This window comes from Rhizobium sp. BK212 (genome assembly GCF_014197475.1).
Lineage (GTDB): Bacteria > Pseudomonadota > Alphaproteobacteria > Rhizobiales > Rhizobiaceae > Rhizobium > Rhizobium anhuiense.
Map to the genome: position 1 here is coordinate 1,041,111 of NZ_JACIFS010000001.1, position 15,853 is coordinate 1,056,963.

Genomic DNA, 15,853 nt, shown 5'->3' on the forward strand with positions numbered 1-15,853 from the left:
AGCATTTCCAACAATGCTGCAAATTTGTTTGTTTGAGGTGTTGCGCGTCGGCTGGAAGGGAAATTGCGGCGTCCCGCCATTGCCGCTCAGCTCTAAAAGACTGAGGCCATCGCCAAATAGAGGCGGCCGTCTCTCGGCATCGTTTACCACGGGGATCAAATGGCGCGCACCGCATGAACGGGGATGCCAGTTTCCAGCGATATCCTCAATAATCGATGCCAGTGAACCGATTGGTCAACCTAACCATGTCGGAAACCGGACCTCGACCCCACCGTCATCGGCCGTCAAAGCGTTGATCCAGCTGCCGCCATTGATGCGGTATTCGTGGGTGTCGACGTCGATTTCGAGATCATCCAGCAGATTGATGGTGAGGCGCCCGAAAATCTCGCTCTCACCCTGCATCTGATATTCGGCGAATTCATCCCCTCTGGTCAGAACACTTCGTTCCAATGCCTTCATCACCGGGACCCGGGCGATTGCCGCGTCGAGCCCCTCGAGCAGCAGGTCATGAAGCACCCGCCGGAAAGCATCGTCGCATCCGTGACGCTCTGCAAGGACCATCAGCCGAAAGCCAGCGAGCTTGGTGTAGAGCATGAGGTTCTGGTCGCTTGTCATAATGTGATCTCCTTCATCTTGATGACGGAGATCGGCCACTCTGTTGCAAAGAGGGTCAAGAACCGCGGAACGCGGCTCGCAAGCGGGGGAACCGATTTTATCGCTTGTGGCAAAATTGGGAGAGACCGCGCCGTCCTTGACGCCGGATTTGCTGGAGTAAATTAGGACGTCAGAGAGAGAACAGACCAGCGGCCCCAAAGGGGTCGCGACCGTTTCCGGCGTCAGCCGGCGGGGAGTGTCGAGGGGCGAAACCCCTGATGGCCTGGCGCCTGGTCGATCCGGCCGCCCAGGGTCACGGACACGGCGATAAGCCTCCGTCAGAACGGAGGCTCGGCGTCGATACGGCCGTCCTGCTCGGCCCAGATCACCTCACGTTCGGCCAGCGCCAGTTCGAGTTCGTTCTCGATCTGGCGACGCTCGGCTGGATCGGCGTTCCGCAGCTCGGCCTGCAGCAGTGCGATGACTTCGTCGATGCAAATGGTCATTGTCGTCTCCTTGACGTTTGTGAAAGACGAGCGCCCCGGCCATGGCGGCATGGAGGGGTCAAGGATTGCGAAGCAACCGGCGGAGCCGGCGAGTGGGGGAGCCGATTTTGTCGACGTGGAGGGGACCGGAGCGGAGGCAAAATTGGGGGCACCGCTCATCCTTGAGGCCTTCATGCCGCCATGACACCCTCGGATCGACTGAGCAGACCTTCCCTCTCGTATGGCACCAGAAGAGCCGTCGACGAGTTCGATGCCCTTGACGGCTCGAATAACAACAAGACTCGCGGCAGAGACATTCCGGAAGTCGGCCTCGATCGCTCGAGGCCGACGGTCTGTCGTTCAGCTCGGATTGTTCCAGAGGATGACCTTGCGGTTGGGCTCGCCACCGGGGGCTGGAGCGACGTTGCCGAAGATCACGCCGATCTCCGGAGCCTCCAGCTTCACCGCGAGATATTCCTCGCCGGTCAGGCGGGCGATGCGGTTCCAGCCCGCGCCGATCTCGAAGCCGGTTTTGCGGTGGATGATGCGGTAGTCGGGAGCTTCCTCGCTCGCCTTGTTGGCATTCGGAACGATGGCGATCGGGGCGTTGACCCGGATGGTGGCGAAGATACCTTCGAGGGTACCGTCGCTCTTTGCGGTGAGGATTGCGATCGTGGTGGCCATGGTATTGTCTCCTTCGGTTGCTCGGGACCATTCCCGATGGCGCCCGAAGAAGGGGCCGAGCCGCAGGCGTCACCGAAGCGCAGCGCAGGGGAACCCCTTGCGGGTTGACGCTGATGGCGGCCGATCCCTTAGAAAGGTGACATGCAGAACGGGAATGGCCTCGTGCGACCGAAGGGCGAGACAAACCGTTATGGCGCTCGGTCCAGTGCTTGCGAGAAGGCAGGAGCTTGGAATAACCCGCCGCCATTCCGCACAAAGCCCTCACCGTGCTAACCGCGGCAAGCCAGAAACTCGTACCAGTTGGCCCATCATACGTCGGCGCCCGGCGGGCGGCGCGGTAATCGCATCGGCGCTACAGGTCGTACGGTAATGCCAAGTGTAGATGTTCGCTGCGAGGATCGAATACGTGATCCTTGGCGACACGCCCGGCAGCGCCGGCTCATGGATGGTGTTGCGCCATTAACCCGACGCTGGCGCCCGGGCCACACCGGTAGACCGGCACCGGCTTCGTCAGGCGCTCTTCGCTGCCCTTTGACCCGCCAACACATCACAAAACGGAATCCATCGGATGCAACGGATTCAAAACTCTCGTTGGACATGGCCGGCCCCAGCAGGAATGATTCCCGACATGAACCGAATGTCGTTCCAACTGCATTTCCAGCGCATTGATGCAAGCCGAAATATGGCGCGCTATTACATGCTTGCGATCCAGCCGACCTTGTTCGGCGAAACCGCGGTCGTGCGTAACTGGGGACGGATCGGCAGGCGTGGCGGTGAAAGGACCGACATGTTCGGGACCGAACAGGAAGCTGTCGCGCATTTTCTCGACCTCGCACGCCGGAAACATCGAAAGGGCTATAGACCGAGCGAAGCTGCGATGCCGTCGAACTGATCGCTCACCGCGCTGGTCCAGCAACAACATACTTCCTAATTTGCGCTAGTATAATGGTCGAAGTCCGTGGTACTTTTGCCCGTGGTTTGGTAAGCCGGTCCGGCGAGATGATCATGGGAGCGCTGTGAGACAATTTTTAATCGGCGACCAGACATTCGACGAAGACGCTCCCGAGCTTCAGGCCCGGCTCGAACGTGCTTACGCGCAGAAGCTGCGGCCACTGTGCCGGTGCAAGAACCCGCCGCTTCCCATGTACATCGCACGCGTCGACGACCTCTATTTCATCAAGCGCATGCCGCTTTCGGGGCCTGGCCATGACCCCGCATGTTCGTCCTACCAACCGCCTTACGAATTATCAGGCTTAGGATCCTTGATCGGCAACGCGATCCACATCGACGCGAGTGGGAAGGCAGCCCTAAAGCTCGAATTTGCCCTGACCAAGAAAGGCACTCGCGGCGCACCCGCGTCTTCTTCCGAGGCATCCGAGTCGGCTCTGCGCAATGAGACAAAGAAGCTCTCGTTGCGCGCCGTCCTGCACTATCTCTGGGAGGCGGGAGAGTTGACGGAATGGCGCTCGTCGTGGTCCGGAAAACGCGGCTGGGGCCGGGTTCGGACAAGCCTCATAAATGCCGCCTCACAGATGACCGCTCGCGGCGAACCGTTGAGTGACATTCTGTTCGTACCGGAAGTGTTTCATCAGGAGGACCGCGAGGGAATAGCTTCTCGCCGGGCAAACGCGCTAGCAAATGCTCTTGACGCCGGTCATGGCCCCCGGAAGCTTATGGTAACCGTGGCTGAGGTTAAGGATTTCGCGGTTGCCCGCAGCGGCCAGAAAATCTTCGTTCGCCACCTCCCTTTTCCTTTCATGATCCAGGGCGGGACATGGAGGCGATTGAGCGCCAGATACGAGACGGAACTCGAGCTCTGGCGGTCGAGCGAAGACTTCCATCTGATCATGATCGCCACCTTCGGGATATCCGCCGCGGGGATCGCTTCAATCGAGGAGATCGCCATGATGGTGGTCAACGAGAACTGGATCCCGTTCGAGAGCATCCATGAGCAACATCTCCTGGAACGTCTTTCAAGGCTGAAGCGAAAGAGCGTGAAAGGCCTGCGCTTCAATCTCTCGCGTGAACAACCGGTGGTCTCGATCACCTTGCCGGAACAACGCCCCGCGCCCGTCGCGATGTTCATCGTCCCGATAAGCGCCGGCAAAGACTACGAACTCGCCCTGAATGAGATGATTGCCGCGAGACCGGAGATGACGCCATGGATCTGGCGCATCGCCGAGGGAGAAATGCCGCCACTGCCGTGATCGCCGGCAAGTACTGCGTCGGCGCGCGTATGCTGGCGAATAGTAGGAGGAACAGTTCCACATGGGCTCCGTCCCGTCTGGATGATGCGGCTCTCCCTTTTCCGCATAGCTGCACTGCATAATAAATATTTTACCAGCCGGTCAAAATATGTGCATATTGCCTTCAGTTGATGCAGCTGATGGTTTTCCTCCCAGTGCCATCGCATCAGCTGTTCCCCTCTGGAGGTTCATTGACCTTCACACCTTAAAGGGCCCTGGTTTTCCAGTGGCCCTATTTTTCTGCGTCAGCAGCGAAGCATGAGGGAAGTTTTCTTTCGCGGCAGCCTGTCTTGCCGCACTTGCCCTCTTCGACTGAGGCAAAGAGGAGATCACCTATACCGTGGCCCGTCCCCGGACCTAGTCCTGGTTGGCGACCACCGGCAGGCTGCTTTCGTTTGAAAGACGAGTTTCAGCCTGCCGGGCGGCAGAGACGAGGCGACGCCTTGCGCGGATCGCGTGCCATTGTTGGTCGATCAGGACGCCGATGAGGATCACGCCACCCATGACAGCGAAATTCAACGACGAAGGGATGCCAAGGAGATTCACGAGATTCTGCAACTCCTGGAGCAGGACCGTTCCCAGCACGACGCCGACGATCGATCCCTCGCCACCGCGGAGCGAAAAGCCGCCGAGTACGGCAGCGGCAATCGCGTAGAGTTCATAGAACTGGCCGTGGCTCGCCGGCGAGATCGAGCGCGTGTACATGGCGAAGTAAATCGCCGAAAGCGCCGTCAGCAGTCCGCAAATGACATAGGCCGACATGACCATACGGCCGGTGCGTATACCGGAATAGCGGGCCGCCTCCTCGTTCTTGCCGATCGCGTAAAGATAGCGCCCAAAGACGGAGCGATGGAGCACAACCCACATGGCCACGGCAATGATGACGAGCGCGATGAAAGTGTTGGGAACGCCATAAAACCGCCCAGCGGTCAGGAATTCGAGCTCGGGGAAATTTTGGCCAAAAGCAAAACCCGCCGTTCCGTCGGCGGTATAGAAGCGCGCCGCCCCACGATAAATCAGGAGGCCGCAGAGGGTGACGACGAAGGGCTGCAGGTTGAGCCGGGTGATCAGCCAGCCGTGGACGGCACCTATGACCGCACCGAGCACGAGAATGAGCGGCAGCGCCAGCATCCATGACATATCCTGGACCGCGATGAAATCGACGAACAGCACACCGAGAAACGCGACGAGCGAGCCCACGGAAAGCTCGATACCACCTGTAATGATGACGAAGGCTTGGCCGATCGACAGGATGCCGAACAGGCCGATCAGGTTGGCCGTGTTGGCCAGGTTGATCGGCAGCAGGAAGCGCGGATTGATGATGGCGACGACGATGCCGACGACGACGATCAAAAGCAGCAGTCCGAGATCTTTTTTGATCATCCGAGATCCATCCCCGATACTTATTTGTACAGGCCGCAGCCGCTATTTTACCCGTTTGCCAACAGCAAGCAAAAGGACGCTTTCCTGGCTGATTTCGTCCTCTTCCAATATGCCGGCGATTTGGCCCTCATGCATGACGGCGATGCGGTCCGAAACGCCGATCACCTCTTCCATGTCGCTGGATATCATCAGGATCGCCACTCCCGCATCGGCAAGCGCTCGCATCAGGCCGTAGATCTCGTTCTTCGCGCCGATATCGATGCCGCGTGTCGGCTCGTCGAAGATCATCACCTTGGGGCTCATCGATAGCCATTTGGCAAGCACCACCTTCTGCTGATTGCCGCCGGACAGAGTGCCGGTTCGCGTCGAAACCGAGGGCGCCTTGATACCGAGACGAACGCGCTGCTTTTCGGCCGCCGCCTTCTCCCGTTCAGCGGAGAGCATGAAGCGGCTGGAGAGTTTGGGGAGATCGGCAAGGGTTATGTTCTGGGCGATCGGGAAATCAAGAAGAATGCCGTTGCGCTTGCGGTCCTCCGGCACGAGGAAAATGCCGCGGTCGACGGCGTCCCGGGCAGATTTGACCGCAATTTGCCGCCCGTCCTGCAGGATGGCTCCGCCGTAGCACCGATCAATGCCGAAGAGGACCCTTGCAAGCTCGGTGCGGCCCGAGCCCACGAGCCCTGCAAGCCCCATGATTTCTCCATACCGGATTTCCAGATCAACGGGACGGCCGGGATAGGCCTCGGTGCGCACGCCGATTGCCTTCAGCGCAACCGAGCCGGGCGAGCGCTGCGGTTTTGCGGTTCGCGCCGCAAGCACCCGACCGATCATCAGCTTGACCATCTGATCGTGGCCGATGTCTTGATTGGCGAGTGTGCCCACCAGCGTGCCGTCGCGCAGGACCACGACCCGGTCTGCGACGCGCTCAACCTCGTGGAGGCGATGCGAGATAAAAATGACACTGATGCCATCCGCTTTCAGCAATTTGATAATGCTCAGGAGCCGTTCGGTTTCGGCCAGCGGCAGGCTCGACGTGGGTTCGTCGAAAATGACGAGCCTGGCGTTGATGGATAGCGCCTTGGCGATTTCCACCATCTGCTGCTCGGCCAGGGAAAGCGATGCCACTGGTGTGTCGGCGGAAAAATGCGCCCCAACGCGCTTCAGGAGCGGCTTGACCAGGTCTCGCAGTCGATCTCGATCGACGAGCTTGAAAGGTCCGGCCTTCAGCGGTTCGCGGCCCAGGAAGATATTGGCGGCAACGTCGAGATTCTCAAAGAGATTGAGTTCCTGGTGCACGAAGGCAATGCCGGATGCGATGCTCGATTCCACGGTGAGGGAACGAAGCTCTGCCCCGTCGAGCATGATCGTTCCTCGGTCGGGGGTAATCACGCCGCCGAGAATCTTCATCAGCGTCGATTTTCCAGCCCCGTTCTCGCCAACGAGGCCGATGACCTCGCCAGGCATGATGTCGATCGACAGGTCCTCAAGGGCAACGACACCTGGATAAGTCTTGCCAACGCCGGAAAGCGAAAGGAACGGCGTTGCAAGCGCGTCCGGTGACGGAATGTCGGAACTGTGGTTCATCGCCTGTCCATGGCTGCTAAAGCTGTCGGCATGAGACGTCTTTCGCGGCGGCGGCAAGTGCCCCGCCGCGAAGGAGGGTTATTTACCAGCCATGGCCTTCAGGTTGGCGGCATATTTGTCAACGTCATCTTTACCGATGATCACGGTCGGAATGATGATCAAGCCGTTGCTGGGAACGCCTGATTTGTCGCCCTTGAGATAGGCTGCCATCAGCTTCATGCCCTGATAGGCCCACTCGAACGGCTGCTGCACGACGGTCGCCGCGATGGTGCCTTCCTTGACGCCGCCGAGCGTGATCGGATCGTCATCAAAGCCGACGACGGTAATCTGGCCGAGTTTGCCGGCGTCGCGCAGCGCCTCATAGATGCGTGGCGTGTTGTAGGAGTAGAAGCCGACCATGCAAGTGACGTCAGGGCTGGCCACCAGCGCGTCCTCGACGTTCTTCTTTGCGCGCGTTTGATCGATATCGTCGCCGCGTACATCGGTCAACTCGATCTTCGTGCCCTTCAGGCCATCCTTCATGCCCTGGATGCGTTCCTTGGCGTTGTCGGCGCCGAGCAGGCCGACGAAGCCGATGCACTTTCCGCCGTCCGGCATCGCCTTCTTGGCGATTTCGGCTGCCTGCAGGCCAGCGTCGATGTTGGATGAACCGATATAGGCGACGCGATTGGTCTGCGGGGCGTCACTGTCGGTGGTGAAGAGAGCGGTCTGCGAGCCAATTTTATTCAGGCCGTCCGTCTGCGTCTTTGGATCGACCGCAGAGACCATGATGCCCTTGACGCCAGCACTGACCAAGTCTTCCATCAGGCGTTGCTGAACGGCGACCGATGCCTGCTCAGGGTATTTCAGCTCCATCTGGTAGTCTGGCATTTCGCCCTGGGCCTTCTTCACGCCCGCTTCTGCAGCTTTCCAGAAGTCGGACGCGCCGTTGACGACGAATGCAAGTGTCGGCTTGTCGGCAGCATGGGATACGGCAATCGGCGCCGTGCTCAGCATCAACCCGGCGAAGAACAAGGCTGCATTGCGTTTCAGCTTCTTCATAACATACCTCCCGAGGGCCGCGGTTGCATTGGCCCGTTTGCGATGAGCGGCCGGCCGGATGCACGCCCCCTCCCTGGGGCCGTCGCGCGAGCGACGAGTGGCATATGTTCCGATCGCTTCCCGACGGTATACAATTATCTTAATTAGTAAATAGTATTATCAACCTGCATCAAAACATTTGATCATACTTTATATCATGCGCAATTTTTTTACTGGAAAATGCTAGAATATATAGCGTTACGGCAGTTCACTCCATTGTCAGCGCTTTCGAATGACTGCTAATGTTTATTAGCTGCCGTGCCCATCAATCCCGATCGGAGACAATTTCCAAGAATGCGAAAACCAACGGTCCAAAAGCGGAACAGGCATCCCGCCGAAAAGCCTGCCCGCGTGACGATGACAGACATTGCCGCGGCGGCGGGCTGCTCGCAGGCAGCCGTTTCCTTCGTCCTCAATGATACGCCCGGCACCCGAATCTCGCAGCAGACGCGCGACCGGGTTTGGGAGGCGGCGCGTGCGCTCGGCTATGTGGGACCGACTTACACGACCACGGCCTCCTATTCGGGAACGGACAATGTGATCGGTTTTGCGGTGGATCAGCTTGCCACCAGCCCGGAAGCGATCGTCGCGATCGAAGGCGCACGGCAAGCCTCCTGGAACGCCGGCAATGTCCTGCTGGTAACACAGACGCTCGGCGATCCTGTCATGGAGCCGAAGGCAATCGAGGCGTTGACGAACGGGGGCATATCGGCCCTTATTTATATGACGATCTATACCCGCCAGATCGAGCTCCCTTCTTATATCTACAAGCTGAAAATCCCGACAGTATTGCTGAACTGCTACACGGCGGACCATGCCTTTCCTGCCGTGGTGCCGAGCGAGATCGCCGGAGGCCAAAGCTCGACGCGGCATCTGATCATGCACGGCCATCATCGCATCGCGACGATCACCGGCGAAATCTGGATGCAGGCTGCGCAGGATAGGCTGACGGGATATCGCCGGGCGCTGGCCACCGCCGATATACCCTTCGATCCGGACTTGGTGGTTGAAGGCGACTGGTCGGCTGGCGCCGGCTATGCCGCCACGATGAAACTGCTTGCCCTGGCAGAGCCGCCGACCGCGATCTTCTGCCAGAACGACCGCACGGCCATCGGGTGCTACGAAGCGCTGAAAGACGCAGGGCTCCGCATTCCCCAGGACATGTCGGTGGTGGGTTATGATGACGAAGAGATTTCGCGACATCTCGTACCTCCGCTGACGACTTCGGTTCTTCCACATCTCGCGATGGGGCAATGGGCGATCGAACATCTCAACCCGGAAAGCGTGCCCGGCAAGCGCTATCCGATCGCAAAGCTCGAATGCTCTCTCGTGAAGCGTCATTCCGTCGCCGCGCCGCGGACCGCAGCGCGGCTGATCCACGATGGGGCGCATGCTCAGCCATAGCTCTCGGGTCTGCGTCAACGCCAAACACGGCCGGCTCTGGGCCGGAAAATTGACCGCTCTCCCTGGTTCGCAGCGACCACATGGCCGTGACCGAACCGGTCACGACACCGGTTGAAAAAGCCGAAAGAGACAATAGGTGCTGCGGCGACGAAAAGTCGACGACCGACGAAGGTCGATTGCGGTACGGGGCATCGGCATCCAGCCTGCCAGGGAAATTCAAGCGAACTGAGGAGAGGGCGCAAAGAGTGGTCAAACGTCCGGCCCGCCCGAGAAGGACGGACGGTTTGCTTGATCCAATACCCGCAGGAGCAACGGTTCACTGGAATTTTGCCATATTCTCAGGCGTCACCAGCGCCGCGCCGGAGTCGATCAAAGACTCGACCTTCTCTCCGCGAATCGCCTTTACCAGTGCATCCACACCGAGTTCAGCCATCTTGGTGGGGAACTGCGCCACCGACGCATCCTCCACTCCACTCTTTAGCGCCTCCTCTTCACCGCAACAGAAGTCGAAACCGACCAGCACAATCTTGTCGTTGGCAGTGCCGGCGTTCTTGATGGCGCGCGCCGCTCCGGCAGCGGGCGGGCCGCAAGCGGCATAAATGGCCTTCAGGTCTGGGTTCTTCGTCAGCAGATCCTCGGCGACACTGATCCCGAGTTCCTCGCTGCAGTTTGTGGCGCCTTTCCCGACGATCTTGACGTCAAGACCGTTGAGCCCCTCAAGCATACCCTTCACACGGTCATCAAGCGCCGGCACGCCGGGCACGCCCTCAAGAATCCCCATGGTGTCGCCGGCCTTAAGAACAGTTTTGAGATATTCGCCGGCGATTTTGCCTGCAGCGAAATTATCCGTCGTGGCAAGCGCCGTCCTGCCTTTCCAATCCGGAATATTGTTATCCATCAGCACGACCTTGATACCGGCCGCCACTGCCTTGTCCAGGGCTGTCGACACGGTGGGATCGACAGGCGTGAGGGCGATGCCCTGCACCCCTCGAGTCACCATTGATTCGATTTGTGCAATCTGGCCCTCGATGTCGGTTGCGGACGCACCCTGGCCGTAGATGATCTCTACCCCGGGATTTCTCTTTGCATATTCTTTGGCTGCGTTCTCCATTGTTGCAAAGAACGGTACGGGGAATTTCGTTATAAAGCCGAGTTTCACCGGCTCCTGCGCCAAGGACGGGACTGCGGCGACGGCCAGGAGCGCAAGGGCTCCCAGCAGGGATTGCGGTTTCATGATACACCTCCCACGTTTTCGACCGCCCTCCTCTAGAGCGATCTCGTTGTCCGCTGCCCCCACGAAGCAGCGATCTCCCTTAAGCCTCGGCGCCGACAATCATCGCGACAACGTCCTGCTTGTTTGCTTCCGTTGGCTTCAATTCGCCCACCTTCCGACCCTGCCGAAGCACAACCGCCCGATCGGCGATTTCGACCACATGCTCCATGTTGTGCGTGATGATGATCACGGCGTTGCCGTCGGCTTTGAGCTGTTTGATAAGGTCAAGAACCTGGCGAGACTCGCGAAGACCGAGGGCGGCCGTCGGTTCGTCAAGAATCACCAGCTTGCGCGCAAAAACTATGGCGCGCGCGACCGCGATCGCCTGTCGTTGTCCGCCGGACATCAGCGCGACCGGCGCATCGAATCTCGGCAGCTTAACCTTCAGACGATCGATAACACTCGCCGCTTCCTGCCTCATCGCGGCCGTGTTGAGGAAGCGGAGCGGACGCGGCAACCAAGAGGGAAAAGCGACTTCCCGTCCGCAATAGAAATTCTGTACGGGGGTCAGGTTGTCGAAAAGCGCCAGATCCTGATAGACGGTTTCGATGCCGGCGCGGCGGGCGGCTGCCGTCGAATGGAGCGATACGGGAGCACCATCCACGAGGATTTCTCCTTCGTCGAGGCTATGAAGCCCGCTAATGCATTTGACGAGCGTCGACTTGCCGGCGCCGTTGTCACCCAAGAGAGCGGTTACCTCACCTGAATAGGCATCAAAGCTTACATTTTTCAGGGCGTGTATTGCGCCGAAGCGCTTCTGGGCGTTTCGAACCGAAAGTGCCGGTGTGATGGATGTCGGGCTCATCGTGCGCTCGCCGATTGAAGCACGCGGGCGCGTGCTTCAAGATGGTTACGGAGCACGTCAGCCTCCACGGCGATGACGATAACGAGCCCAATCGCGATCATTTGAAAGAACACGTCGACGCCGAGAAGGTTAAGGGCGTTGCGGATGACGCCGATCAGCACGGCGCCGATCAGGGCGTGGCCGAGATGACCTCGTCCGCCCAGGAAGCTAGCGCCACCGATAATCACCGCAGCAATCGTGTCGAGCTCCAAAAGATTGCCGTAGATTGGCGAGGCGGCGGCGGTCCGGCCCGCGAGCAGCACCGCGCCGAGGCCTGCACAAAAGCCGGAAATAATATAGGTCGAAAGCAAAATGCCCCTTACCGGTATGCCCATGCTTCTGGCAGCACTCGGCGAGCCGCCGACCGCATAGATCCATCGGCCACAGACCATCGACTTCGTCAGGATCAGAAAAAGAAGCCCGAACATGCCGACGACAAAGAATGAATTGGGCACGCCAAGCGTCGTACCGCCGCCGATCGCCGTCACAGCGTCGGGCATTCCGCGCATGGTGGTGTGGCCTGGCGCCAATGCAAGTGCCAGGCCGCGGCAGATACTCAAGCTTGCAAGGGTAATGATAAAAGGATGTGGCAGCCGCCCGTAGACAAAGACCACGCCGTTGACCGCACCGACAGCCGTACCCGCAACCAGCATGGCCATAATGACGACGGTTGAGGAATCAACCTGCTGGTAGACGAGTCCGCCGATGACTGTCGCCAGCGCAAGATTCGAGCCGACAGACAGATCGATCCCTCGCGTCAGGATAACGAGTTGCTGCCCCATCGCCACAACGGCAATCACTGCCGTCTGCGCCAAGATGTTCCCCAGGTTAACGGGCTTTAGAAAAGCCGGCGTGATCAAACTGACGACGGCGATGAGCAATATCAGGATCAACAGCGGGCCAAGGCTCAACAGCTTCAGTCCCAATGCGATGCCAGATTGTCTCGGGCGGAAGGTTGCTTGCGAACCACCAGGCCGCGACGAATTCTGAGGCAGAATCCCGGAGTCTTCCAAATTCCCCTAGCCTCCCCTGTTTTTTATACATAAGAAACATATGATACACGTACGTCAACTTGTTTTTTATGGATATCCAACCATACCTGGAGTTGCGTCGTGAGAACCGATACGACCTTCAAGCGGGCATTCAATGATATGATCGAGATCATTCGAACGCTCGATCTTGGGGAGGAATTACCGTCCGAAAATGCGCTGCGCGCCCAGCTTGGCGTGAGCAGAACAACGGTGCGAAAGGTGCTGGCAGGGATGGCCGCACGTGGGATCATTATGTCTGAAGCCCACCGACGGATTATACGCAAGCAGCCGCGGCAGAAAGAGCGCTATCCGAAGGAAGAGACCTTGGCAATTTCGGAACAGGTCGAGACGAGCTTCATGGAATGGATGCTGCGCGGTGATGCCTGTCCGGGCACAGAAATCAATGAGACGGAATTGGCCCGGAAATTCGGCGTCGCGACAACGATTATCCGTGAATTTCTCAACCGATTTCAGAAATATGGGCTGATCGAGAAGCGTCAGAATGCCGGCTGGGTTTTTAAAGGGTTCACGGCCAGTTTCGCGCTCGAACTGTTCGAGATCAGAGAGATGTTCGAAATGCGCTCCGCCCGGCTGTTCGCCGCCCTGCCCGACGGGTCGCCCGTCTGGAAACAGATCCAGGCCATGCGGGCGGCACATTTGGAGCTGCTCGCAGATATCGACGCTCGATTTCAGGATTTCTCGGAGTTGGACAGCCGATTTCACCGGCTGATTACGGCAGTCGCGCCAAACCGCTTTATCGAAAGCTTCCAAGACGTGATCGCCATGGTCTTCCACTATCATTATCAGTGGAACAAGCGCGATGAACGCGCGCGGAATGAGGTTGCCATCAAGGAACATCTCGCGTTGATCGAAGCCCTTGAAAGCCGCAACGTCGCCTCGATCGATCGCGCCTGTCGACTGCATCTGACGTCCGCCCGCGAGACTTTGCTTCGTTCGATCATGCAGTAACCTTGAGATGCACGCGGCACTCATGGTCCAATGCGGAAAAGGCTTGATTGGTTTGAAGTGTCTCGTCCGCCGATGTGCCGATCACGGAAAAAGCATAAAAAGACGATCTGCCGCTGCGCAGCAAGGGGCGTCCCGTTGGCGTGCGGATGTATCTCCGACAACAATTAGGTCGTCCAAGCCATCCCCCACAACCGCGCGGCGGAAAATGCTTCCTGCAATGGCGAGCCCCTCTGCTTGGAGCTCGAGCCACCGACAGCTTCAACGTTCAAATCGCGCCAGCATCCGCTTCAGTTGTGCGTTTTGCAGTTGAAGCTTGTTCGCCAGTTGCTCCCGGAGCAAGCTGATCTCTTTATCGAGGCTCATCGCTTCATCAGACAGTGCGGGAACGCCTGGAGACTCATGCCGAACGACCCCAGTCTCGGCTTTCCTGCTGCGGCTGCCCCGTTTTCGGGTTGCGCCTCGGCGGGTCTGCGAGGGTCTCGAAGCGTCGTATGCGAGCACGTCGGTGTCATCAGATACAACCGAATTAGCAGCTTCCAGCGGCTTGGCGCCTTCAATAACCGGCGCGCCCTGTTCCTGCAGCTCACCAGACCTCGCACCAGATTGATCGTGAGGCCGCAGCTCCTCGCCTGCTGGGCGGTCTGTGAAACGCAATCCTTCGTCGTCCGCCGGTGCAGTCGGCCTGTCGACGGTCGACATTTCCGGCGTCACATCACCGGTCGAGTTGTTTTCTTCCTTCGGAAGCCGTCGCGGTGACACCAACCGAGCAAGAAGTTTCCATGGAGACGCCATTCTATTCGACCTCGCGTTACCCCACATGCAGTTGCGAATTCAAGTCTTGGCGGCAACGGGAACTGTCGCCAGACGCACATCTCCATAAACACGGAAATGTGCCGGCAACCGTTGGTCAAACGAGGTTGAGCCGCTTTCGCAATTCGGCATTTTCGGCGCGAAGCTTCTCAGCCAACAGCTTACGCAGTCCTCGATTTTCCTCTTCCAGCTGCAGTAGGTCCGCCATCTCATCGATCACCCCCGTTATAGGTGCGCTCTCGATTTGCACCGCCTTCGGAGTCCGTTTGATTCGCCCACGCTTGGCGCTGTTCACGACGTCGTCGGCCTTGACCCTGCGTCCTCTCTTCGGTTTTCCGGCTGCCGTCTTGGCAGCATCCGCGGGCTCTGCCGCAACTTCGGCTGACCGGGTTTCAACGGCCACCTTTTTTCCGCGAGGTTTGCGCTGCTTCTTAATCGTCGCGGGAGCCGTTACCGCTGGGGCGTCAGCAACAATTGTCGTATCTCGTTCGTCGGCCATTATGGTCTCCTGTAAAGCCGCTTCAGTTGTCCGCTGTCGGGCCGGCAGTGTCAACACTCCCGGCTGTCCCCGTTCGGGCAGAGATAGCTCACCGCCTGGTTTGCCAACCTGGAAGCCTACCGGCGGAAAGAGCATTGCCTCTTCCTGCACATCTTGAGCGATGGACTTGAGATCCATGTCTCCCCAGATCGAATTCGATTTGCTCTCGGTTCTTCGCCGACCCGATTTGTGTTCGACAACAAAACTGCGTTGGAGTTTTTTCACTAAGAGGCCTTGGGTGTCTGCGGTGATGTTCCAGCGATGTCTTCAGCACCGCGACGGACTCCGTAGATAACGGCTGTCGCGCTGCCGGTCCAGACCCATGACGCGCCCCGCCATGCACACGGCTCTGACGGATCGTCCTCCGCTCGAAGTCATCACGACGTTGAGGGAGATGTCCTGTCCGTGCTTCAAAACACGACCGAAAGCGTATGATTGTGCTGGGTCGCTCTTGCGAGGCAATCAGCGGGGATCTCCAGTATGCGCGGCCTTGTTCGGGGGTTCAATAAGCAAGCCCTTAGATCAGGACGCATTAGGTTGGTATATCAGATCATTATGAGCCGCTTATCGTCGCGAGGGACAGCATAATGATCCGGGTGACAACTAGAGCCCGTCTACAATCGACAGGATGGACGCGCATCATTCCGCGCTCCGTAGCAGAACCGTCAAGGGTCCTCCGTTCCACTTGAACTCTCTAATACTGGATGCTATGTGCGACGCCGGGTCCGCAGTTCACCCAGGCATCGCCGTTCCCCCGAACACGCTAAACCTGCCTGTCAAGATAGATATGGACACCAATCCGTGCCATGTCGGAAGGGCGATCGCCGATGATCTGAACCGCACCGGGTTTGCCGGAGGCTCCAACTTCTGAGAAAGTGGAGCCGATATGAGCAAGACAACAAACAAATTTTCACCTGAAGTCCGCGCC

Annotated in this window: 14 protein-coding genes and 1 pseudogene; 4 read left to right on the forward strand and 11 right to left on the reverse strand. The window is 58.7% G+C overall.

The genetic code is table 11. The features are described 5' to 3' along the window. Positions 1-155: 155 nt before the first annotated feature. The 3 genes and pseudogenes from FHT79_RS04925 to FHT79_RS04935 all read right to left on the reverse strand — a co-directional run bounded on the left by FHT79_RS04925 (position 156) and on the right by FHT79_RS04935 (position 1,763). Positions 156-615: pseudogene (locus FHT79_RS04925) on the reverse strand (hypothetical protein). A gap of 317 nt (positions 616-932) precedes the next feature. Further along, positions 933-1,100: a hypothetical protein gene (locus FHT79_RS04930; RefSeq protein WP_174824426.1), complete on the reverse strand. Its 168-nt coding sequence runs from the start codon at positions 1,098-1,100 to the stop codon at positions 933-935. 339 nt (positions 1,101-1,439) lie between these two features. Continuing rightward, positions 1,440-1,763, reverse strand: a complete 324-nt coding sequence (locus tag FHT79_RS04935; protein ID WP_028758523.1) for a DUF736 family protein — start codon at positions 1,761-1,763, stop codon at positions 1,440-1,442. Between the two features lie 616 nt (positions 1,764-2,379). Here FHT79_RS04935 and FHT79_RS04940 point away from each other — a divergent pair. Continuing rightward, complete coding sequence (locus tag FHT79_RS04940; protein WP_028756400.1) at positions 2,380-2,655, forward strand: WGR domain-containing protein; 276 nt, start codon at positions 2,380-2,382, stop codon at positions 2,653-2,655. Positions 2,656-2,779: 124 nt separating this feature from the next. Further along, positions 2,780-3,970: a DUF1173 domain-containing protein gene (locus tag FHT79_RS04945; RefSeq protein WP_028758524.1), complete on the forward strand. Its 1,191-nt coding sequence runs from the start codon at positions 2,780-2,782 to the stop codon at positions 3,968-3,970. Positions 3,971-4,366: 396 nt separating this feature from the next. Here FHT79_RS04945 and FHT79_RS04950 read toward each other — a convergent pair whose 3' ends face one another. The 3 genes from FHT79_RS04950 to FHT79_RS04960 all read right to left on the reverse strand — a co-directional run bounded on the left by FHT79_RS04950 (position 4,367) and on the right by FHT79_RS04960 (position 8,017). After that, entirely contained in the window at positions 4,367-5,392 is a 1,026-nt protein-coding gene (locus FHT79_RS04950; protein ID WP_028758525.1) for an ABC transporter permease, read from the reverse strand. A 42-nt stretch (positions 5,393-5,434) separates the two neighbouring features. Continuing rightward, complete coding sequence (locus FHT79_RS04955) at positions 5,435-6,976, reverse strand: sugar ABC transporter ATP-binding protein (RefSeq protein ID WP_183903015.1); 1,542 nt, start codon at positions 6,974-6,976, stop codon at positions 5,435-5,437. 78 nt (positions 6,977-7,054) lie between these two features. Beyond that, positions 7,055-8,017 (reverse strand): sugar-binding protein, encoded by a 963-nt coding sequence (locus tag FHT79_RS04960; protein WP_028756645.1) that lies wholly within the window; start codon positions 8,015-8,017, stop codon positions 7,055-7,057. A 333-nt stretch (positions 8,018-8,350) separates the two neighbouring features. Here FHT79_RS04960 and FHT79_RS04965 point away from each other — a divergent pair, with 333 nt between their 5' ends. After that, positions 8,351-9,460: a LacI family DNA-binding transcriptional regulator gene (locus FHT79_RS04965; protein ID WP_028756395.1), complete on the forward strand. Its 1,110-nt coding sequence runs from the start codon at positions 8,351-8,353 to the stop codon at positions 9,458-9,460. Positions 9,461-9,776: 316 nt separating this feature from the next. Here FHT79_RS04965 and FHT79_RS04970 read toward each other — a convergent pair whose 3' ends face one another. The 3 genes from FHT79_RS04970 to FHT79_RS04980 form a co-directional block, all read right to left on the reverse strand. Next, on the reverse strand, positions 9,777-10,694 hold the full coding sequence (locus tag FHT79_RS04970; RefSeq protein ID WP_028758526.1) for a sugar ABC transporter substrate-binding protein: 918 nt from the start codon (positions 10,692-10,694) through the stop codon (positions 9,777-9,779). A 79-nt stretch (positions 10,695-10,773) separates the two neighbouring features. Further along, a complete protein-coding gene (locus FHT79_RS04975; protein ID WP_028756648.1) occupies positions 10,774-11,538 on the reverse strand; it encodes an ATP-binding cassette domain-containing protein in 765 nt (254 codons plus the stop codon). Continuing rightward, positions 11,535-12,590: an ABC transporter permease gene (locus FHT79_RS04980; protein ID WP_028758527.1), complete on the reverse strand. Its 1,056-nt coding sequence runs from the start codon at positions 12,588-12,590 to the stop codon at positions 11,535-11,537. Before FHT79_RS04980 ends, FHT79_RS04975 begins: the two co-directional genes overlap by 4 nt. A gap of 99 nt (positions 12,591-12,689) precedes the next feature. Between FHT79_RS04980 and FHT79_RS04985 the strand changes: the two genes are divergently transcribed. Beyond that, entirely contained in the window at positions 12,690-13,577 is an 888-nt protein-coding gene (locus FHT79_RS04985) for a GntR family transcriptional regulator (protein WP_183844748.1), read from the forward strand. A gap of 258 nt (positions 13,578-13,835) precedes the next feature. Here FHT79_RS04985 and FHT79_RS04990 read toward each other — a convergent pair whose 3' ends face one another. Together FHT79_RS04990 and FHT79_RS04995 are read right to left on the reverse strand one after the other, a co-directional pair. Further along, complete coding sequence (locus tag FHT79_RS04990) at positions 13,836-14,369, reverse strand: hypothetical protein (RefSeq protein ID WP_028756359.1); 534 nt, start codon at positions 14,367-14,369, stop codon at positions 13,836-13,838. Positions 14,370-14,484: 115 nt separating this feature from the next. Next, positions 14,485-15,150, reverse strand: coding sequence for a transcriptional regulator (locus FHT79_RS04995; RefSeq protein ID WP_028758808.1), 666 nt, complete (start codon positions 15,148-15,150; stop codon positions 14,485-14,487). Positions 15,151-15,853 lie beyond the last annotated feature (703 nt).

Coding starts and splice junctions, on each gene's coding strand:
- FHT79_RS04930 (WP_174824426.1), bottom strand. CDS start 1,100: ATGACCATTTGCATCGACGAAGTCATCGCACTGCTGCAGGCCGAGCTG.
- FHT79_RS04935 (WP_028758523.1), bottom strand. CDS start 1,763: ATGGCCACCACGATCGCAATCCTCACCGCAAAGAGCGACGGTACCCTC.
- FHT79_RS04940 (WP_028756400.1), top strand. CDS start 2,380: ATGATTCCCGACATGAACCGAATGTCGTTCCAACTGCATTTCCAGCGC.
- FHT79_RS04950 (WP_028758525.1), bottom strand. CDS start 5,392: ATGATCAAAAAAGATCTCGGACTGCTGCTTTTGATCGTCGTCGTCGGC.
- FHT79_RS04955 (WP_183903015.1), bottom strand. CDS start 6,976: ATGAACCACAGTTCCGACATTCCGTCACCGGACGCGCTTGCAACGCCG.
- FHT79_RS04960 (WP_028756645.1), bottom strand. CDS start 8,017: ATGAAGAAGCTGAAACGCAATGCAGCCTTGTTCTTCGCCGGGTTGATG.
- FHT79_RS04965 (WP_028756395.1), top strand. CDS start 8,351: ATGCGAAAACCAACGGTCCAAAAGCGGAACAGGCATCCCGCCGAAAAG.
- FHT79_RS04970 (WP_028758526.1), bottom strand. CDS start 10,694: ATGAAACCGCAATCCCTGCTGGGAGCCCTTGCGCTCCTGGCCGTCGCC.
- FHT79_RS04975 (WP_028756648.1), bottom strand. CDS start 11,538: ATGAGCCCGACATCCATCACACCGGCACTTTCGGTTCGAAACGCCCAG.
- FHT79_RS04990 (WP_028756359.1), bottom strand. CDS start 14,369: ATGGCGTCTCCATGGAAACTTCTTGCTCGGTTGGTGTCACCGCGACGG.